Origin of the sequence: Rothia sp. HMSC075F09, assembly GCF_001810515.1 — a bacterium.
In the GTDB taxonomy this organism is placed as follows: domain Bacteria; phylum Actinomycetota; class Actinomycetes; order Actinomycetales; family Micrococcaceae; genus Rothia.
Genome location: NZ_KV801798.1, coordinates 161,959 through 178,431, shown reverse-complemented (window position 1 = coordinate 178,431; position 16,473 = coordinate 161,959). Strand labels below are relative to the sequence as shown.

Here is a 16,473-nt window from a genome sequence, read left to right as displayed (position 1 = left end):
TCTCTGCACAATGTTCAGAAATGTTTTCTAAATCCACAATTCACGAGAACAAAGCGCCGATAACCCCCTCTAACAGCACACCAAGCCTACCCGAAGGATCCCGCAAATCTGCACCAAAGCGCATTGTCAGAGGGTTTTTACGACACAATTGTTGACCCTGACCACACGCCCCCTGTTGCACTTCATCTCGTTGTAAAATATCTATATAGTGGTGTACGTGAAAAAAGGGACCAACCACCTCTTTTTTCGCGTGCGAGACTTCCGGACTTTCTCGCAACCACCCCGAAAGAGAGTAATTCACTCTCCTTCACTCCTCTCACCGATTAAAAAGGAATGTGCATGTCCACCTCTGAGGCACCTCACGCCCCGAACTCCGCACCCGCATCGGGATTTTCTGCGAAGTTTTCCCACACCCTGCGCTCCCTTGAGGCAGCGCAGAAGCCCGGCGTCGGCGTTCCCGCCTACACCCGCTGGGTCAACCGCCGAGTAGCACGCTACTTCGCTGCGGCAGCTGTTGCGCTGGGCATCACCCCCAACGGCGTCACCGCAATTTCCGCTGCATGTTCCGCGGCAGGCATCATCGTTCTGATTACCTGCCCGCCCAGCGTTGGTGTAGGTATCTGCGTTGCCCTGCTTTTCGCGCTCGGTTACGGTCTGGACTCCGCTGACGGCCAGGTTGCTCGCGTGACCGGCGCGTCCTCCCCCGCCGGTGAGTGGCTCGACCACGTGGTCGACTCCATCCGCGTGCCTTCCGTGCACATGGCAACCCTGCTCTCCTTCCTGCTGTACCCGGCGCACTACTCCTTTACCGGCTCCAGCGCATTCAACGGCTGGATCATTGCGATGCCGATGATTTTCACCGCGCTGACCGCAGGTCACTTCATGAGCCAGATTCTTGCTGAGCAGCTGCGCAATAACCGCAAGACCGCCGCTCCCCCGACCGGTGGCCCCCTGCGCTCCTTCATCAACCTGCACATGGACGCTGGCACCCTCTGCTGGATTTACATTTTCCTTGGCTTCGGCCCGGTATTCGTCATCGTCTATGCGCTGCTTCTGCTGGCTAACGCCGCAACCGTCCTGCTGTCCATGCGTCGCAAATACGTTAGCCTCGCGACCCCCGCTGAGTAAGGAGAATCCCAATGATGCACTTCACCTCTCGCACCCCTGCTGTTTCCGCCGTTATCGCAACCAACGGCAAGCGCCCCGAACTGCTGCGCGTGGCTGTCCGCTCCATCCTTGAGCAGAGCTACCGCGGTTTCGTTGAAGTTGTTGTTGTCTTTGACCGTGTTGAGCCCGACCGCCTCGAGGACATTGAGGTCGGCGAAAACCGTGCCCTGAAGATTGTCTCCAACACCCGCTCCGGCGGTCTGGCTGGCGGCCGCAACAGCGGCATCATCGCCTCCAGCGGCGAGATGATTGGCTTCTGCGATGATGACGACTACTGGATGCCTTCCAAGCTCACCCAGCAGGTCGCTCTCTGGCGCGAAAACCCCGAAGCAACCGCTATCTCTTCGGGTATTACCGTCCGCTCCGGTGGTCAGGATATCGTGCGCCTGGCGCCCGAGCGCGCAACCTTCGCTGACTTCCTGCGTTCGCGCATTACCGAAATTCACCCCTCCGCCATGCTGTACTCCCGCGAGGATCTGCTCGGCGTTGACGGTAAGCCCGCCCGCATCGGCCTGGTCGATGAGGAACTGCCCGCCGCCTACGGTGAAGACTACGACCTGCTGCTGCGTGCAACCCGTCACGGCGATGTACTGAGCGTGCCCGAACCGCTGATTCTGGTGCTCTGGGACCGCCCTTCCTTCTTCTCCGGCAAGTGGCAGTCCATGGTTGACGGTCTGAGCTACATTCTGCGTAAGTTCCCTGAATTCGAGCAGGATCCCAAGGGTCTGGCACGTATCGCCGGTCAGATTGCGTACGCTCAGGCGTCGCTGGGCAACAACAAGGAGGCGCGCGCGTACGCTCGCGCGGCTCTGCGCCGCGACCCCATGCAGCTTCGTGCTTGGGCGGCGTATGTTGTGTCCACCGGTCTTATTAAGCCCGCCACTCTTCTTGATCTCGTCCAGAAGACCGGTCGAGGTCTCTAACCAGGTATCGCACAGACATGGTTTCCTCTTCCGTTCTTTCCTCTCCGGGCACTTCGCCTACGGGGCTGAAGGATTCCGCCGGATCGGATAGTACTCCGCCCAGCGGTATTCTGCGTGCCCGCGCACGCATCCGCCCGTTGTCTACGGCGCAGAAGAAGCTCCCGGCCTGGCCTCTGCTGGCATTGCTGTACGGCTTCCCGGCGCTGTGGGCTTTGGGTGTGCTTCAGATTGCACCGCTGGTACTGGCAGCGATCATGCTTTTTTACCTCATTATTCGAGGTAATGTGCGTGTGCCCGGTTCCCTGTGGGTGTGGGGCGCGTTCTGCGTGTGGGTTGTTGTTGCGGCGCTTGCGCTGACCCGTTCCACCGACATTATTGGTTGGGGTCTGCGCTTTGTGAATATTCTCAGTGCAGGTATTTACGCCCTGTACTACTACAACGCGCGATCCTCTATTAGCATCAATAGGCTGCTGGGCGGTCTGGCGACCCTGTGGGTGACCCTCATTGTCCTGGGTTACGGCGGCGTTCTCTTCCCTGAGTTCCGTCTGCGTACCCCGATGAGCTTCATCATGCCTTCTGGTTTTATGCAGAATCCGCTGGTGCGTGACTACATGCTTCCTCCCCTGGCTGAGGTTCAGCGCCCGTGGGGCGCTCCCGAGGCGTATATTCGCCCCTCCGCGCCGTTCCCCTACGCGAATAGTTGGGGTCTGGCGTACACTCTGCTCACCCCGGTGATGCTGGCGTGCTTGCTTCGCCTGCATTCCATCTGGCTGCGTATTGCGTTGCTGATTGGTATGGCGCTTTCTACTGTGCCTGCGATTGCGACCAGTAACCGCGGCATGTTCATTGGTCTAGGTATCAGCGCAGCGTACGTACTGCTGCGTCAGTTCCTTGCGGCTAATTGGCGTGCTGTGGGTACGGGTGTTGCGGCGATTACGGCTGTGGTTGTGGCGCTCTTTGCGTCGGGCACCGTGGATAACATTCTGGGTCGTCAGGACTACTCTGACTCCACCGGTGGCCGTGCGGCGCTCTACCGCGCCACCTGGAAGGCGACCTTGGAGTCCCCGATTATTGGTTACGGCACTCCGCGTATGGAACCGAGCATTGGCGTGTCAATGGGTACCCAGGGGTACCTGTGGACTCTGATGTTCTGCTTCGGCTTCGTGGGTCTGGCGCTGTTCGCGCTCTTCATGGTGTGCACTGTAGCAGGCGGCGCACGAGTGAAGACCACCTCCGGGTACTGGCTGCATAGCGTGCCGGTCGCGTGCTGCGTCGTCTTTATTTTCTACAGCTTCGATATTGCTCAGATGACCATTCTGATGCTCGCATCGATGGCGTGCATTCGTTCCATTCGGGATGGTGAGGGGCTATGACGAAGAATCAGTCCCCTCGTGGTTTAGATACTTCTGCGGTTTCATCTTTCGAGGATGCGTATTCGACGGGTGGTCATCCTAGCCGCCGTGCGCGTCTGCGTGAGAGCGGCGAGTACATCGAGCCGGTAGTGGAGCAGGGCGAATCGCTGGCTGAGTCTTCTGCCGATGAGTTTGCTCCGACGGTGGACGATATCCGTTCCGGTCGTTTTCCTGCGACCACGGCGCTGTCGATTGTGCCTCCGGCTCGAGGCTTTGCTTCCGAAGAGTTACTGCCCGATTCTTTGGAGGCGGGTTCTTCGGAGTCAGGTACTTCGACTGCTGGTTCCTCAGCGGCAAACGCTACCGCTGTAGTGGGTGCTCATCTGTCCGGTTCCCGGCGGGTTGCCTCGGCTACTGCTGAGTCTGTAGAAAAGGCGCAGGAAGAAAAGACTCCGAATGAGAAGGCTAAGCCTTCCGCGTCAGGTGCTCAGGCAGATAGCGCATCCGCGAAGAGCGTGCCGGTTAAGAAAGCTCCCGGAAAGGCTAAGCAGCCCAGCCTGGCAAAGAGCGGCTCTCTTGCTTCTCTGTGCGTGATGTACGGCGCGGGTATCGCGTTCGTGACCACGATGGTGGTGTCGAACGGTATTGGTGCTGAGGGTTCGGGCGAGTTTTTCCGTCTGATGGCGTTGTTCGCGATTGCGATTTCGCTGGTGACTTTCGGCGCGGATACGGGCTTGGTTCGTACGATGAGTGCTCAGCGTGCGCTGGGTCGTTACGGTGTGCTTCCGCAGCTGATCCGTTACGGTCTGATTCCTTCGCTGGTGACTTCGGTGCTTCTGGTGGCGGGTGTGTACATCTACACCGGGATTGTGCCGATGGCTCCCCAGTATCAGGCGGCGATGCGTGTCAGTTCGGCTTTCGTGCTGATAGCGGCGCTGATGACGGTGTTCTTCGGCGCTCTGCGTGGCCTGCATCGTGTGGTGACCTTTACGCTCCTGCAGAATGTTCTGCTTCCCACTCTGCGTTTTGCGGCGGTGGGTTTGGTTGTTCTGTTCTCGGGTCAGCTCATGGATTTGGTGTACGCCTGGACCATCCCGGTGGCGATTACTGCGGTGGTTGCCCTGTGGCTTTTGGAGCGGGCGTTCCCTTCCGAGGAGCATGTGGAGGTTCTTTCTTCTGAGGATTCTCCGCCTGAGACGTTCCGTTCGTTCTGGGGTTTCAGCTCTGCACGCGGTGTCGCTACCATTGTGGAAACCATCCTGGAGTGGATTGACGTGCTGGTGGTGACGGCGTTCTTGGGTGCCGCTGCCGGTGGTATCTATGGTGCTGTGAACCGTTGTGTTCGTGTGGGCACCATGATTGAGCACACCGGACGCGTGGTGACCGGACCGTCGATTAGTGCGGCGTTGGCTACCCGTCAGCTAGATCGTGCTCGAGAGATTTTCTTGTCGACCACTCGCGTGTTGACTGCTCTGTCGTGGCCGTTCTACCTCTCCCTGGCGTTCTTTGGTCCGGTGCTGTTGCATTTCTTCGGTAAGGGCTTTGAGGCTGGCGCCGGTATTCTCTGGGTGATTTGCCCGGCGGCGATGCTGTCGATGAGCGCCGGTGGCGTGCAGTCCGTTCTGCTGATGAGCGGTAAGAGCCGCTGGCAGCTGTTGAACAAACTCTCCTCGCTGGTGGTGGCTGTGACCTTGAACTTCACCTTGGTTCCGGTTTGGGGCTTGTACGGTGCGGTGACGGCGTGGGCGTCTGCTCTGCTGATTGACACCTTCCTGGCGAGCTACCAGGTATTCCGCCTCGTTGGTATTCGCGCTTCGGTTCGCGAGATGGCTCCGTCACTCTTCTTGGGTGCGGCTGTTCCGACGGTGTGCGCTCTGGCGTCTTTGGCTTTCTTGGGTCAGAGCGTGCTGGGCGTCATCGTGTACGTGGTGCTGCTCGTTCCGGTGTACGGTGCGGTACTGTACCGCTTCCGTAAGGCTCTCGGTATTGAGCGTTTCCTTTCCGCCCGCCGCGCGAAGTCTTAGCCTTCCGCTTCTTCTACGTTTTTCTCCGATATTTAGTGTCCGTTTCTCTTCCTCTAGGATGTCCTCATGGATAACACCTCTCATACCTCCTCGGTTACCCTTGGCAACCAGGTACGTCGCATTTTCCGACACCGTCTGCTGATTCTGCTGTCGGTTGTGGTTTTCGCTGTGGCGGGTGCCGTCTACGGCTACATGACCAATAGCAAGTACACTTCTAAGGCTTCGCTGGTTGTTTACCCGCTGGTGGTTGATCCCGCCGGTACCGGTAGCGCTAACTCCGCGAAGGTGGATATTGCGACCGAGTCTCGCGTTGCATCCTCTCGCGAGGTTGCACAGAACGCGGCAAAGTCTCTGATTGCTAATGGCGATACCCTCTCTGAGGCTCAGCTGACCAGCCGCTTGATGAACTCCGTCAAGGTGACCGGCACCTCCCAGACTGCTGTTCTGGATATTGAGGTGACCCGCCCCAACGGTACGGAGGCTGCACGTTACGCTAACGCTATGGCGAACGCATACCTGCAGGTTCGTTCCGAGTCGCTGAAGAGCAGCGTTGATTCTGCTCTGCACCAGATTGATGAGCAGATTTCGGCCCTCGAGGGTGATAACAACCGTGCGGGTCTGCTCTCTCAGTTGCAGGACCGTCGCGCTCAGATTCAGCTGACTTCCACCACCGGTGGTCGCGTGATGAGCGAGGCTCAGGTTCCTTCTTCTTCCTCGGCTCTTGGCCCGGTGAAGATGGGTATTGTTGGTGCTGTTGCCGGTCTGCTGATTGGTGCTGTGCTGGCGTACGGTCGTGACCGCACTATGCGTCACGTTGGTTACGCTGATCGTCTGGAAGATGCTGGTATCCCGGTTCACGAGCTGGGTTCCACTTCTGAGGCGAATGACGCGTTCATGCTGCTGCGCACCATTGGTGCTCCCGACGGCGACGTGAAGAGCGCTGGCGCTTCCGGCATTGTGATTCTGCCCGGTACTGACCGCGGTGTTGAGCACCTATACCAGATGCTGCAGCGTGTTCTGCCCACCGAGTACGCACGTTTCACCGATTACGCTTCGGTCCGTGACGCGCTGACCCGCCACACTCCCGAGTCGCTGGTTGAGAAGAGCGAGACTCCTCTGGTGATTAGCCTGAGCACCGCTACTCCCCTGTCGACTCAGCTGCGTTTCGTCCAGGCTGGCGGCGTGGCTCTGGTTCCGGTGACTGCGGCTACTTCTCTGCAGCAGGTTCGTGAGCTTTTCGCTCAGCTGGATCAGCTTGAGGGCGTGAACGCTCTGGCTGTGTTCCTGGATCGCGAGTAATCAGACCGCGAGTACTCGGGGTTCTGTTGATGGATGCCTCGCCTCTGTGCGGGTTCGTCCTTCGTCCTTGAGCGTAGGGTGCGGTGGTACCTGCTGAGGCGGATCTATTGTGATAGGTCTGTTGATGCAGGTGCCGCCGGGCCCGTCAGCTCACCTTTATCTTCTCTTCTTATTTTTCTCTTGTATTGGGGCTTTAGGAGAACACTATGACTGAGGCAACTTCCTCTCAGGCACCGAAGAAGAAGCTTCTGCTGGTTTCTAGCAGTGGCGGACACTTGAAGCATCTGACGGCTACTTCTGCTGCGTGGCAGGATTATGACCGCGTGTGGGTTAGCTTTAAGCAGCCCGATGTTGAATCTTCTCTGGCTGATGAGAAGACCTATTGGGCGTATTACCCGACCACCCGAAATATTAAGAACGCTATTCGTAATCTGTTCTTGGCATTTCGTATTTTTCCGAAGGAACGTCCGGATGCGGTTGTTTCTGCCGGCGCCGGTGTTGCCGTTCCTTTCTTTGTGGCGGCTAAACTCTTTGGAGTAAAGACTCTTTATATTGAGTGTTTTGATCGCCCGACTCTGCCGACGATGACCGGCAAGATGCTGTACACCTTTGCTGATCGAATTATTGTTCAGAGCGAGGAACAGCAGGAGAATTTCCCTGATTCTCGTGTGATTCATCCCATTTTCTAAGAGTGATGAATTTATCCTGAAAATAGCGTCCTCGCGTGTGCTGAGGGCGTTATTTTCAGGGTATAGTATTTATTAATACATACAGATACGCATAAGTCGTGCGCTCCACTGTGGACTCACCATCCAAGCGAACTAACCACTCGCCAGAGAAGCGTATGCGGAGATTACTCACCATTTTCTCCGGCACGACGCCGCCGCGTATACCAATGATGCCCTCCGGATTTTTGCGTCAGGTATACGGGGTTACTACCGATAAATACATAGAGAGGAATAGGCTATGTCTATTCAGGACTTCCCCCACGTCAGCGTTGATACTTCCAAGTTCGACCTGCCCGTATTTACCCCTGCCGTCGCGCCCGTTCGTATTCCTACTAAGACTTACGATTTGGTGGTGTCCCTCGGCACCGACGTTCACACTTTTGATCGTCTTCTGCGTTGGGTTGAGGCTTATCTTGAGGCTCACCCCGAGGTCACCTGCCTCGTGCAGCATGGCCACACTGCGCCCATTAAGCACGCAGACAACCTTAAGCTTCTTCCCGCCTCCGAGCTTTTGGACTACTACGCAACCGCACGCGTAGTACTGGTTCAGGGCGGCCCCGGCTCCATCCAGGATGCACGCCGCACCGGCGCTCTGCCCCTGGCTGTTCCGCGCCGCGCAGAGTTCAATGAGGTCGTTGACAACCACCAGGTCCCCTTCACCGCTCTGATGGAGAAGCGCGGCCACGCTGTTGTCGTTGAGAGCCGCGAAGATCTCTTCGCTAAGCTCGATCTTGCCCTGGCGAACCCCTCCCTGTTCCGCACCGCTGAGCCTTACGTCTCCACCCCGGAGATTTCCGCAGCTCAGCTGGGTGAGGAACTGCAGGACCTGCTCGCCGGCAAGACCCACCGTAAGGATTCCTTCTGGGGCCGCCTGAAGCAGGCTGCTCGCGCGCACCGTGCGGGTAAGGCTGAGATGGCTCGCATCGACGCGATGGCTCCCAGCGCCTAAGGTTTTCTTGCTTTCTAAGCTCAGCATCCTCGTGATGCGGTGTGGGAGGTGCCCGGCCGGGCGCTTCCCACATTTTTAGACCGGCATGCGAATCCTCCAACCACCCTGTGAGAGGCTGTGGATGTTTTCCCTTGTTCACGGCATATTCTCAGGTGGATTCGCGTCTTTACATTGGTTGCGAAACCCCGCGCACCGTATCCTTAGTAAGGGATAATGCGCGGGGTTTTCGCGCACTACGAAAGGAACAATTATGGCAGTTCAGGAATCGACCGTTATCAACGCAAGCGTTGAACAGGTTATCGAGGCGTTCTCTAGCGAGGATTTCGCACGCTTCGTATGCTCCGAGGTTGGCGTGGAGTTCGGTAGCTTCTCCGTTTCCGGTGACACCTCCGCCGAGTTCACCGCAACCACCGAGCGTACCGTACCCGCTGAGCGCGTGCCGGACATCGCTCGTAAGTTCGTCGGCAACGGCGTTGCTATGACCCAGATGGACACCGTAAGCGCACCGGCTGCTGACGGATCCCGCACCGTTTCTACCGAGGTCAAGGTCAACGGCGTGCCCGTGTCCGCTCAGGCTACTCAGAAGCTGACCCCCGAGGGCGAGCAGACCCGCCTGGACGTCAACGGTGAAGTCTCCTGCTCCATCCCACTGGTGGGCAAGAAGATTGCAGCCGCTGCTGAGCCGCAGGTTGGCCGCGTGCTGAAGGTTCTGGGCTCCTCCGCTGAGAAGTGGCTGGCACAGCGCTAAAGCTTATGAGACGCTCACCTTTGAGGTGTAGCTGATATACCGCCAATATGCAGAGAATCCCCGCCGTAAGTACTTACGGCGGGGATCCTCTTTGTGTCTTTATGAGTCTTATGAGCTCTAACGCACCTATGAAGGGGTAGGAGCGTTAGGAGGCGACGGTCGCCTCGGAGTATTCGCGTTCGCCAAGCAGCTCAGCAAAGCGGCGCATCTCTACGCGCAGGTCGTGCTCTGCTTCGAGTAGGTCAACGACCTTGCGCAGCTTGGTGCTGGAGGTGTGCTCGGTGTAGGGGAAGTAGTGTACTTCCACGCCGACCTCTGCGAAGCGTGCTTCCAGGGCATTGCCCTTTTCGGTGCCCTTCCAGTCGTCGCCCTTGAAGAAGACGTTGAAGGGCTTCTGCTTCCAGGTTTCGAGCTTGTCGGGGTTGGTTTCAACGTGCACTTCGTCCACGTAGTCGATGTGGCTGACGATGGCGGCACGCTCTTCGATGGGGATGACGGGGCGACGACCCTTGGTCACTTCCAGAACGTCATCGTGCACGACGCCGGCAATGAGGTAGTCGCAGTTTTCCTTAGCCTTGCGGAGAATCTCGAGGTGGCCGTAGTGGAAAAGGTCGTAGGCGCCTGCGGCGTAGCCAATAATCATAGGGCTTCCTTGTGGTTGGTAGCGGCGATGGTTATTCCGGTGTGGTTGAAGTACCGGAGGGTGAGAAACGTATCCGCGGTCTAGGGTGAGAGCATGAGATGAAACGAAGAATGTGCAATATTGAGAAAATATTTTCTTATATTGCCCTATTTCTTCGCGCTGTTGCCTTAGAACGTGCGGGTCCGAAAAGAGTTTCTCGAGGGTGCTGGTTGGGCGCCCTTCGTCCTTTTATTTTACCAGTCACCTTTTTGAAGGAAAAAGGAAAAGATATAAATATGAGGCGGATACGGTGTAGTATCCGCCTCATATTTTCATCCTATTGATTTAAATCAAAGAAAACTTATATCAAGAAAGGGCAGGGGGTAGATTCTCAGCTCGGGTCTCGTTCGGTGCTTACCGCTAAAAGTTCATCAAAAAATATTACACATAAATGCAATATATTGTCGATGGTTCCATTCGGTATTTTCGATTGGCGTTCAAATACTAGCTACTCCCCCGCCGTTTCCACTACATTCTCAGCGAAGAGTTAGTTCTTGGCTGCCGCTTCCTTAGTGGCTTCTTCAACAGCAACCCACGAGAGCATTGCGCACTTCACGCGCGCCATGAACTTCGAAACGCCGGAGAAAGCCGCCATATCGCCGTACTCCTCTTCGTCCAGAGTCACCTTACCGCGCGAACGCAGCATCTCGCGGAACGCATCCACGTGGCTCTGCAGCTCGGAGGTGGTCATGCCGGGAGCCATTTCAGAGAGCACGGAAGCGGCAGCCATCGAAATGGAGCAACCGTCGCCTTCCCAAGAGATCGACTCGATGGTCTTCTCGCCATCCTTCAGCTCGTCAGAGAGCACCACGCGCAGGTTGATTTCGTCACCGCAGGTGGGGTTGTACTGGTGGTTATCGGCGCTTGCGTGGCCGGCGGGTACCTCTACGAGGTGCTCGCCGCTACGCTGCTTGGAATGCTCCAGAATGATTTCCTGGTACAGGGATTCAAGAGACACGGTGTTCTTCTTCCGTCAGTTGGTCTGTCTGAAAAATTGAGGCGTTAGCTTCTAACGCGTCTACGTTTAGAACCCGAAGTAGGGGCGCACCTCGGCAAGTGCCTTCAGGAAAGCGTCCACATCTTCGGTGGTGTTGTAGATGTAGGTGGATGCACGGGTCGAGGCGGTCACACCGGCGCAGCGGTGTAGCGGCTGGGCGCAGTGGTGGCCCACGCGCACAGCGATACCCTGGGTGTCGAGCAGCTGGCCCACGTCGTGCGGGTGCACACCCTCAATGGCGAGGGCTACCAGGCCGGCACGCTTGGAGGGGTCGGCGGGGCCGAGCAGGCGCACGCCCTCAATCTTCTGAACACCCTCAACCAGGCGAGCGCCCAGTTCGTGCTCCCATGCCTCAACGTTCTCCATGCCCAGGTGCTGCAGGTAACGCACGGCGGCGGCGAAGGCGACTGCCTGCGAGACGCGCTGGGTACCCGCTTCAAACTTGATGGGGGCGGGCATGTATTCGGCATCCTGCAGACCCACGCGGGTAATCATGGAGCCACCGGTCAGGAAGGGGGGCAGGGCCTCAAGCAGTTCGGCACGACCGTAGAGGGCGCCAATGCCGGTGGGAGCCAGCATCTTGTGGCCGGAGAACGCCGCAAAGTCGACGTCCAGGGCGTGGAAGTCTACGGGCATGTGCGGCACGGACTGGCAGGCATCCAGCACAACGAGAGCGCCGTGCTTACGAGCCATGGCGACCATGCGGGGCACATCGGTAATCGCGCCGGTCACATTCGAGACGTGGGTGAACGCCACGATGCGGGTCTTCTCGTTGATGATGCCCTCGGCAGCAGCGTAGTCGAGCTGACCGTCCTCGGTGGAGGGGATGTGGCGCAGGATCGCGCCGGTACGCTGAGCAAGGATCTGCCAGGGGATGAGGTTCGCGTGGTGCTCAATCTCGGTGGTGACGATTTCATCGCCGGGGCCCAGCGCAAAACGCTCGGCGGCGGGACCGCCGATACCCTGCGAGGCGTTACCAATGGAGTAGGCAATCAGGTTCAGCGCCTCGGTTGCGTTGGAGGTCCACACTAGCTCTTCGTCGGTAGCGCCCACGAAGTTGGCGACGGTGATGCGCGCGTCCTCAAACAGGTCGGTTGCCTCAACCGCGAGGGTGTGTGCGCCACGGTGTACGGCAGAGTTAGCGTGCAGGTAGAAGTCGCGTTCTGCGTCGAGCACCTGAAGGGGTTTCTGGCTGGTCGCCCCCGAATCCAGGTAGACCAGAGGATGCCCGTTAACCTCAGTGTTGAGGATAGGAAAATCCTTACGAAGCTGGCGTACAATGTCGTCGCTCAGCGGGGTGTTGGCGGGGGTGGAGTATTCAGCCACGGGTACCTTCTTCTCTCGCTCATACGCTCCACGGTCGGGTGTTTTCCCGTCGTGGAGCGTATAACGTCATTCTTTTCTAGCTTATTCCCTCACCGGGCTCTTGCATAGTTAGGTAGAGCCTAGTTCACACATCGGCCCGCATCATGCATTACCCCAGTTCAGTGTTGACCCAGTTCAGTGTTTACCCGGCACGGGTCATACGGCTAGGAACCTGCGCCGTGGTAGCGCTGCTGGGTTGCCAGCAGGCCTTCCTTTACGAGCATCATGGTTGCATCCGCTGCGTTTGAGATGAGGAAGGGCAGGTCCTTCGCTTCAGTGCTACTGAAGGGCTTGAGCACGAAGTCTGCGGTGTCCATGCGTCCGGGAGGACGACCGATGCCGGTGCGAACACGGTAGTAGTCCTTGGTGCCCAGCGCCTTGGTGATATCGCGCAGACCGTTATGGCCGCCCTCTCCCCCACCAATCTTGAGCTTAATGGTGTCGAAGGGGATATCCAGTTCATCGTGCACCGCGATGATACGGTCGGGGTTAATATCGTAGAACTGGGCTAGAGCCGATACCGGGCCGCCCGAGGTGTTCATATAGGTCAGGGGCTTGGCCAGCACTACCTTGGGTCCGCCTATACCCAAACGTCCTTCCAGCACCTGGGCGCGCGCGCGTCCGTGCTTCTTGAAGCCACCGCCTACTTCACGCGCCAGTTCATCAACCACCATCTGGCCGATGTTATGGCGGGTTTTCTCGTACTCCGGGCCCGGGTTCCCCAGACCAACAATGAGCCACGCATCAGACATATCTTCGCCCTTTCCACGGCGCTGTAAAAGGTTTTTAGAAAATTCATGGACTACACCATTCTATGAGTATGGCCCGCTACCACCTCAGAAGAGAGGTAGCGGCGGGCCATCCACAAATCATTGTTGCGCTAGGCGCAGGGCGCGGTCTAGTGCTTTGAGTTATCTGAGTCGTGAGCTTCGCCAGCCTGATCTGATTCCTCGGAAGCTTCAACGATGTCACCCTCGGGTGCGTTTTCGCCTTCTTCACCGGGCTCGGGAACGTCGAGTTCCTCGGGCTCAGAAACGTTAACGATCAGCAGTTCAGCGTCTGCAACCAGGGTTACGCCTGAGGGCAGTTCAACGTCTGATGCCAGAACGTGAGCGCCAGCTTCGCGGCCTTCGATGCTCACGGTCAAAGCTTCGGGTGCCTTCAGTGCGTCAGCTTCAACCAGAAGAACGGTTTCTTCCTGGTTAGCAACGGCGCCAACAGCAGGCTCGCCTTCAACGTGTACAGGAACCTCAATCTCAACGCGCTCGCCGCGCTTAACGGTCAGCAGGTCGATGTGCTGCAGTTCAGGGCGGATTGCGTGACGCTGGATGTCCTTGATCATTGCGAGGTGTGATTCACCTTCGATGTCGAGGTCGAGGATAGCGTTGGGGACGCGGGCAGCCAGGGTGGTTGCGTGGCCGGGGAGTACTACGTGCTTGGGCTCTTCGCCGTGGCCGTAGATGACGGCGGGGATGTCGCCTGCCATGCGGATGCGGCGCGCGTAGCCCTTGCCGAAGTCGCTACGTACGGTAGCTGAAATTTTGATGGTATCTGACATGAGTTGTCCACCCTTTCTTGGTTAGAAGTTATGCGCCAAGTGGAATAGGGACTGGCGCCAGAAATCTCTTTCCAACCAGCCACCGTCAGTTACGGACCTACACGTTTCGTGTATTCCACCGCCTTGGCCAAGACAATATTGTACAGGTTCCCGGCTCTTCTTCAAGGGCCGGGAACCTGTGATATGGCGCTTTTCACGCCTTTTATGCTGTTATCAGCAGATATTAGGACCAAATCCTAGAGGATTAGGAACCCATTTCTGCAAGGTAGGCGGCGAGCGCCTCGCGGTGATCGCGCGGGGTGAAGCCTGCAGCAATCAGCTTGGACAGGTCCATTGCCGAGTTCGTCGGACGGTGAGCGAAGAGCTCAGCGTTGGCGAAGTATTCCTCGGTGGTGGTGTCGCTGACGCGTGCCGGGTCATGGCCGGTGCCCTCGTACACTGCACGAGCGAACTGTGCCCAGTTGATGACCTCACCGGTGTTCGACACGTTGTAGGTGCCGTATTCAGCGCCGGAGAAGAGCAGGTGCAGGGCAGCTGCTGCCAGGTCCTGGGTGAAGGTCGGGCGACCCCACTGGTCGGCGACCACGGACGGGTCGATACCGCGCTCAGCCAGGGACGCCATGGTGCCCACAAAGTTCTTGCCGGCGCCAACAACCCAGCTGGTGCGCAGGGTGTAGTGCTTACGCCATGCGGCGGCGGCAACCTCACCGGCAGCCTTGGATGCGCCGTAGACGCTCAGCGGTGCCAGGGGGTAGTCCTCCGGGTATTCCTCGCCCAGGGGCAGGGAGCCGTCAAAGACGTAGTCGGTGGATACGTGAACCAGCGGCAGGTTAGCTTCTTCACAGATGGAGGCAAGAGCGCTCACACCCAGGGCGTTAGCTGCCCAGGCGTCACGGCGCCCCTCGGGGGTTTCTGCCTGATCCACTGCGGTGTACGCTGCAGCGTTGATGACCGCGCGGAAGGAGCGCCAGCGGAATGCGTCGCGCCACTGCTCGGGCTTGCCCAGGTCGAGGCGGTCGCGATCCACAGCCAGGAAGGGTACGTTCTGCTCGGTGAGCTGGCGAACCAGCTCGGTGCCGAGCTGACCGCCCGCACCAATAATCAGGATCGGGTCGGCTTCCAGGGGCTTGATCTCGTTCAGACGCGGGTGGTTACGGTCCTTCTCGGAGAGTTCCGCCTTCGCCAGGTCGATAGGCCAGTCGATTGCGACGGTCTCATCGGCAAGGTTCAGGAAGCTGTAGCCAGATACTGCATCCGCCGACCAGTGGTCGTTCACCAGGTAGGTGTAGGCGGTGTTCTCTTCCAGGGTCTGGAAGGAGTTACCCACGCCGCGGGGCACGAAGATTGCGGTGTCCGGGCCCAGCTCCACGGTGACGACCTTGCCGAAGGACTCGCCGGCACGCAGGTCAACCCACGCGCCGAAGATACGGCCGGTCGCAACAGAAACGTACTTATCCCACGGCTCGGCGTGGATACCGCGGGTGGTACCTATCGAAGCGTTGAACGAGATGTTGTTCTGCACCGGGTTGAAGTCGGGCAGACCGGCTGCGACCATCTTCTCGCGCTGCCAATTTTCCTTGAACCAGCCGCGGTTATCGCCGTGAACCGGCAGGTCAATGATGAGCAGGCCGGGAATCTCGGTTTCAGTAACCTTCAATTCCTTGGTCATTACTGGCCAGCCTTTGCGTACTTCGCCTCAACCTCAGCCTTCAGGGGCTCCCACCAGCCGCGGTTATCGGTGTACCACTTAATAGTGTCGGCAAGACCGGATTCGAAGTCGGTGAACTTCGGCTCCCAGCCGAGCTCTGCACGCAGGCGGCTACCGTCGATTGCGTAGCGCAGGTCGTGACCGGGGCGGTCAACCACGTGCTCGAAGTCGTTCTCGTCCTTGCCCATCAGACGCAGGATGGTGCGCAGAACGGTGATGTTGTTCTCTTCACCGTCTGCACCGATGAGGTAAGTTTCGCCAATCTTGCCCTGCTCCAGGATGCGCAGCACAGCAGAAGAGTGGTCGGATGCGTGAATCCAGTCACGAACGTTCAGGCCCTCGCCATACAGCTTCGGGGTCAAACCCGAGAGGATGTTAGTGATCTGGCGGGGGATGAACTTCTCGATGTGCTGGTAGGGGCCGTAGTTGTTGGAGCAGTTAGAGATGGTTGCTTCAATACCGAAGGAGCGGACCCATGCGCGCACGAGCAGATCGGAGCCTGCCTTAGTGGAGGAGTAAGGGGAAGAGGGGTTGTAGGGGGTGGTTTCGGTGAACTTTGCCGGATCGTCCAGATCGAGGTCGCCGAAGACCTCGTCGGTGGAGATGTGGTGGTAGCGAGTGCCGTGCTTACGGACTGCTTCCAGAAGGCTGAAAGTACCGATGAGGTTAGTGTGGATGAACGGTTCGGGGTTGGACAGGGAGTTGTCGTTGTGCGATTCCGCAGCGTAGTGAACGACAGCATCTGCCTTGCCGACCAATTCGTCAGCCAGCTCGCGGTCGGCGATGTCGCCTACGACGAGCTTAAAGCGGGATTCGGGAAGACCCTCCAAAGACGCAGCATTTGCGGCGTAGGTCATCTTATCCAGCACAGTAATAGTGTGATCAGTGTTATCGATGAGGTGGTGAACAAAGTTCGAACCAATAAAACCGGCACCGCCGGTAACAAGAATGTGAGCCATACGGTAGATTTTAC

The 16,473-nt window shown here is 58.1% G+C and carries 15 protein-coding genes; 8 read left to right on the top strand and 7 right to left on the bottom strand.

Annotated elements, in window-relative coordinates:
- Positions 1-339 precede the first annotated feature (339 nt).
- The 8 genes from HMPREF2749_RS08200 to HMPREF2749_RS08165 all read left to right on the top strand — a co-directional run bounded on the left by HMPREF2749_RS08200 (position 340) and on the right by HMPREF2749_RS08165 (position 9,190).
- Positions 340-1,128, top strand: coding sequence for a CDP-alcohol phosphatidyltransferase family protein (locus HMPREF2749_RS08200; protein WP_049350000.1), 789 nt, complete (start codon positions 340-342; stop codon positions 1,126-1,128).
- An 11-nt stretch (positions 1,129-1,139) separates the two neighbouring features.
- Positions 1,140-2,090 (top strand): glycosyltransferase family 2 protein, encoded by a 951-nt coding sequence (locus HMPREF2749_RS08195; RefSeq protein WP_049341609.1) that lies wholly within the window; start codon positions 1,140-1,142, stop codon positions 2,088-2,090.
- Between the two features lie 17 nt (positions 2,091-2,107).
- Positions 2,108-3,463 (top strand): O-antigen ligase family protein, encoded by a 1,356-nt coding sequence (locus tag HMPREF2749_RS08190; protein ID WP_049350001.1) that lies wholly within the window; start codon positions 2,108-2,110, stop codon positions 3,461-3,463.
- Positions 3,460-5,466: a lipopolysaccharide biosynthesis protein gene (locus tag HMPREF2749_RS09435; RefSeq protein WP_070594037.1), complete on the top strand. Its 2,007-nt coding sequence runs from the start codon at positions 3,460-3,462 to the stop codon at positions 5,464-5,466. The genes HMPREF2749_RS08190 and HMPREF2749_RS09435 overlap by 4 nt, the downstream gene beginning before the upstream one ends.
- Before the next feature lie 66 nt (positions 5,467-5,532).
- Positions 5,533-6,765: a Wzz/FepE/Etk N-terminal domain-containing protein gene (locus HMPREF2749_RS09430; RefSeq protein ID WP_049341605.1), complete on the top strand. Its 1,233-nt coding sequence runs from the start codon at positions 5,533-5,535 to the stop codon at positions 6,763-6,765.
- 206 nt (positions 6,766-6,971) lie between these two features.
- Positions 6,972-7,454 (top strand): PssD/Cps14F family polysaccharide biosynthesis glycosyltransferase, encoded by a 483-nt coding sequence (pssD, locus tag HMPREF2749_RS08175; RefSeq protein WP_049327955.1) that lies wholly within the window; start codon positions 6,972-6,974, stop codon positions 7,452-7,454.
- A gap of 277 nt (positions 7,455-7,731) precedes the next feature.
- Positions 7,732-8,442: a glycosyltransferase gene (locus HMPREF2749_RS08170; protein WP_012904007.1), complete on the top strand. Its 711-nt coding sequence runs from the start codon at positions 7,732-7,734 to the stop codon at positions 8,440-8,442.
- A 250-nt stretch (positions 8,443-8,692) separates the two neighbouring features.
- Entirely contained in the window at positions 8,693-9,190 is a 498-nt protein-coding gene (locus tag HMPREF2749_RS08165) for a DUF2505 domain-containing protein (protein ID WP_012904008.1), read from the top strand.
- A gap of 145 nt (positions 9,191-9,335) precedes the next feature.
- On the opposite strand, the gene HMPREF2749_RS08160 is transcribed toward HMPREF2749_RS08165, so the two are convergent.
- From HMPREF2749_RS08160 to rfbB, 7 genes are all read right to left on the bottom strand, one after another.
- Positions 9,336-9,833 carry an FAD synthase family protein gene (locus HMPREF2749_RS08160; RefSeq protein ID WP_012904009.1) on the bottom strand — a complete coding sequence of 166 codons (498 nt, stop codon included), beginning with the start codon at positions 9,831-9,833 and terminating at the stop codon, positions 9,336-9,338.
- Between the two features lie 526 nt (positions 9,834-10,359).
- On the bottom strand, positions 10,360-10,830 hold the full coding sequence (gene sufU, locus HMPREF2749_RS08155) for a Fe-S cluster assembly sulfur transfer protein SufU (protein WP_005506960.1): 471 nt from the start codon (positions 10,828-10,830) through the stop codon (positions 10,360-10,362).
- 66 nt (positions 10,831-10,896) lie between these two features.
- Positions 10,897-12,195, bottom strand: a complete 1,299-nt coding sequence (locus tag HMPREF2749_RS08150) for an aminotransferase class V-fold PLP-dependent enzyme (RefSeq protein WP_049341601.1) — start codon at positions 12,193-12,195, stop codon at positions 10,897-10,899.
- A gap of 203 nt (positions 12,196-12,398) precedes the next feature.
- Positions 12,399-12,986, bottom strand: a complete 588-nt coding sequence (gene pth / locus HMPREF2749_RS08145; RefSeq protein WP_012904011.1) for an aminoacyl-tRNA hydrolase — start codon at positions 12,984-12,986, stop codon at positions 12,399-12,401.
- A 146-nt stretch (positions 12,987-13,132) separates the two neighbouring features.
- Positions 13,133-13,792: a 50S ribosomal protein L25/general stress protein Ctc gene (locus tag HMPREF2749_RS08140; protein ID WP_012904012.1), complete on the bottom strand. Its 660-nt coding sequence runs from the start codon at positions 13,790-13,792 to the stop codon at positions 13,133-13,135.
- 244 nt (positions 13,793-14,036) lie between these two features.
- On the bottom strand, positions 14,037-15,461 hold the full coding sequence (gene rfbD / locus HMPREF2749_RS08135) for a dTDP-4-dehydrorhamnose reductase (protein WP_070594036.1): 1,425 nt from the start codon (positions 15,459-15,461) through the stop codon (positions 14,037-14,039).
- Complete coding sequence (rfbB, locus tag HMPREF2749_RS08130; protein WP_070594035.1) at positions 15,461-16,459, bottom strand: dTDP-glucose 4,6-dehydratase; 999 nt, start codon at positions 16,457-16,459, stop codon at positions 15,461-15,463. The genes rfbD and rfbB overlap by 1 nt, the downstream gene beginning before the upstream one ends.
- Between the last annotated feature and the right edge of the window lie 14 nt (positions 16,460-16,473).